At 64.3% G+C, this 2,644-nt stretch carries 2 protein-coding genes; one reads left to right on the forward strand and one right to left on the reverse strand.

Features of this window, described 5'->3' with window-relative positions; all coding sequences use genetic code 11:
• Positions 1-82: 82 nt before the first annotated feature.
• Positions 83-1,726, forward strand: coding sequence for a gamma-glutamyltransferase family protein (locus tag NW820_RS11715; protein ID WP_414407573.1), 1,644 nt, complete (start codon positions 83-85; stop codon positions 1,724-1,726).
• A 5-nt stretch (positions 1,727-1,731) separates the two neighbouring features.
• On the opposite strand, the gene fabG is transcribed toward NW820_RS11715, so the two are convergent.
• Positions 1,732-2,493, reverse strand: coding sequence for a 3-oxoacyl-[acyl-carrier-protein] reductase (fabG, locus tag NW820_RS11720; RefSeq protein WP_011433672.1), 762 nt, complete (start codon positions 2,491-2,493; stop codon positions 1,732-1,734).
• Positions 2,494-2,644: the final 151 nt, after the last annotated feature.

The following is a 2,644-nucleotide window of genomic DNA, read 5'->3' on the forward strand; positions in this document are numbered from 1 at the left end:
CTCCTGTTCGCGAGAGCGTCGCGTAGCGATAACCTGCCTGTGTAGGGAGCCCAGCCCATTCGCGAGAGCGTCGCGTAGCGATATGCCAGCACCCACTTTTTTGCGGCAGGCCCTGGATCGCTATCCGTTTGCTTCGCGGCGACGGGTGGTGATGGGCAGACAGGGATCCGTGGCCACCAGCCAACCTTTGGCGGCAATGGCGGGCATGGAGATGTTCTGGGCGGGCGGCAATGCTGTGGATGCAGCCGTGGCAATGGCGGTGGCTTTGACGGTGGTGGAGCCAACCTCCAATGGCATTGGCGGCGATGCCTTTGCTCTGGTGTGGGAGGGGGGGGAGGAGGGTCAGCTGTACGGGTTGAATGCTTCCGGTCGCAGCCCAGCCGCCCTGACGCCGGAGCGGTACCGGGACCATGGGCGGATCCCCCCCTACGATTGGTTAGCGGTGACGGTGCCGGGGGCAGTTTCCGCTTGGCAGACCTTGCACCGGCGCTGGGGAAAGCTGCCGTTCGAGCGTCTGTTTGTGCCTGCCCTTCGTCTGGCGCAAGAGGGATTTCCGGTCTCTCCCCGGGTGGCCCAACTGTGGCAGGCGGCGGAGTCCATCTATTTGCCCCTGCCAGATCCCCGCCACGAGGCCTTCAAGGCCGTTTTCTTTCCCCAAGGGCGTGCCCCACGGGCTGGGGAGCGCTGGAGCAGCCCCCTGCATGCCCAAACCCTGAAGGCCATTGCCCACAGCGGGGGTGAGAGTTTTTACCGGGGGGAGCTGGCGGAGAAGTTGCTGGCTTTCTCGGAGGCCACGGGCGGCTTCCTGTCCCCCGCCGACTTGGCCCAGCACCAGGCCGATTGGGTGGAACCCATCCATACAGATTACCGCGGCTACACCGTCTGGGAGATCCCCCCCAACGGGCAGGGCATTGCCGCTTTGATGGCGCTCAACCTTTTGGAGGGTTTTGAGCTGGGTCGGATCTCCTACGATGCCGGCGAGCGCTATCACCTGCAGATTGAGGCAATGAAGCTGGCCTTTGCCGATGTGAGCCGACAGGTGGCGGATCCGGAGTATGTGCGGGTCAGTCCTGCCCAGATGCTGGATAAGGCTTATGCACAGCGGCGGCGGCAGTTGATCGGGAGGGAGGCGATCCCCCTGGCCCAGCCAGGGCTGCCGGAGGGGGGAACGGTTTACCTGGCTGCAGCTGATGGTGAGTTGATGGTGTCTTTGATTCAGTCGAATTTCGATGGCTTCGGCAGTGGTCTGCTGGTTCCGGGCACGGGCATTGCTCTCCACAACCGCGGCACGGGTTTCACCCTGGAGCCCGGCCATCCCAACCAGGTGGGCCCCCGCAAGCGCCCCTACCACACGATCATCCCCGCCTTTCTATCTAAAGAAGGGATCCCCCTCGGCCCTTTTGGTGTCATGGGGGGGGCAATGCAGCCCCAAGGCCATGTGCAGGTGGTGGTGAATTTGGTGGATTACGGCCTGAACCCCCAGGCGGCTCTGGATGCGCCCCGCTGGCGAGTGCTGTGGGATCAGGGGATCCCGCAGGTGGCGCTGGAGAGCACGGTGCCGCCCCAGGTGGTGCGCGAACTCTCCGCCCGCGGCCATGCGGTGCAGGTGGTGGAGGCAGAAGAGGATTACGGCCTTTTTGGCCGGGGACAGATCCTCTTGCGGGATGGGGATCACTTCATTGCAGCTTCCGAACCCCGTGCCGATGGCCTAGCCCTGGCGTGGTAGAGTGCCTAGCTCATCACCATGCCACCATCGATGGCAAAAACCTGTCCCGTGATGTAGGCCGCCGCCGGATCTGCCGCCAAAAAACGCACCAGCCCCGCCACTTCTGCCGGGGATCCCAGTCGCCCCAGGGGGATCTGCGCCAAAATCGGGCCGGGATCCAGCTTTTCGGTCATTTGGGTGGTGATGAACCCCGGTGCCACGGCGTTGACGGTGATGTTGCGGCTGGCCAGCTCGCGAGCTGCTGTCTTGGTGAGGCCCACCACCCCTGCTTTGGCGGCGCTGTAGTTGGCCTGGCCGGCATTGCCCACCAAGCCCACCACCGAGGTGATGTTGATGATGCGCCCCTGGCGCTGCTTCACCATGATCTTGGCGGCTGCCTTCAGGCAGAGAAAGACCCCCGTCAGGTTGAGATCCAGCACCGCCTGCCAATCTTCTGGCTTCATGCGCAGCAGCAGGGTGTCGCGGGCCATGCCGGCATTGTTCACCAGCACATCCACCCGACCCCACCGCTCCATCACCTGGGCAAACAGGCTCTCCACCGCCTCTGGGCAAGACACATCGGCGGCCACAGGGATCCCTTCTCCCCCCAGGGCCGCGATCTCCTCCACCAGGGACTCGGCTTCGGCAGCGGAGCGGGCGTAGTTGATCGCCACTTTTGCCCCAATGGCCCCCAGGTGCAGGGCAATCGCCCGGCCAATGCCCCGGCTGGCTCCGGTGACCACAGCCACCCGGTCTTGGAGGGAAGGCAAAGGGAGAAGCTCAGACATAAGCGGCAGGTTCCTCGTGATTCGGACAGCGTGATTAGGACAGCCGCAACAGTATAGGATGCTTTGGGGCTGTCTGGCTGCCACGGACTTCCCGGCAACCGCCTGCGCCATGTCCGTCCTAACCGCCGATGGCCTCGGCAGGAGGGATCCC

Source organism: Synechococcus sp. R55.7 (assembly GCF_047461955.1).
GTDB lineage: Bacteria > Cyanobacteriota > Cyanobacteriia > Thermostichales > Thermostichaceae > Thermostichus.